This window comes from Pseudomonas sp. RA_35y_Pfl2_P32, from assembly GCF_963970735.1.
GTDB lineage: Bacteria > Pseudomonadota > Gammaproteobacteria > Pseudomonadales > Pseudomonadaceae > Aquipseudomonas.
Genome location: NZ_CAXAQF010000232.1, coordinates 1 through 505 on the forward strand (window position 1 = coordinate 1; position 505 = coordinate 505).

Consider the following 505-nt stretch of genomic DNA (forward strand, 5'->3'; position numbering starts at 1 on the left):
CGCCTGCCGCGTTGTTCTGCACGGTCGACCGGCGGATGGGGCCGCCGCAATGGGCCGATCTTGGCATGTATCTGCAGAATGTCATGTTGCTCGCGGTCGAGGCCGGGCTGGCGACCTGCGCGCAGGAATGCTGGGGGATGTACCCGGAGACGGTGGGCGATGCGATTGGCATTCCGCCTGAGCGGATGCTGTTCTGCGGCATGGCGATCGGGTTCGAGGACACAGAAGAGCCCGCGAACCGCTTGCGCAGTGCACGGGCTCCGGAAGAGGAGTGGTTGCGGATTCATAGATAATCCTCCCCGGCACGGGGAGGGGGACCATTTCGCCCCTTCCGGCGAAATGGTGGAGGGGGCGTGCAACGGGCGTAGCGCTTGTGGCAGGCCCCCTCCACCATTCGCTAAATGCTCATGGTCCCCCTCTCCCCGACGCGGGGAGGAGTCGTTACCCCAGTACCTTTGCCGTCTGCCCGAACAGGATCTTCTTCGCCTCCTCGGTCATCGGCTTG

At 64.8% G+C, this 505-nt stretch carries 1 protein-coding gene; it reads left to right on the forward strand.

Annotation, left to right across the window (positions count from 1 at the left end; translation table 11 throughout):
* The coding region (locus AACY45_RS28020) for a nitroreductase (protein ID WP_339548721.1) at positions 1 to 293 on the forward strand (293 nt) is incomplete at its 5' end.
* Positions 294 to 505 lie beyond the last annotated feature (212 nt).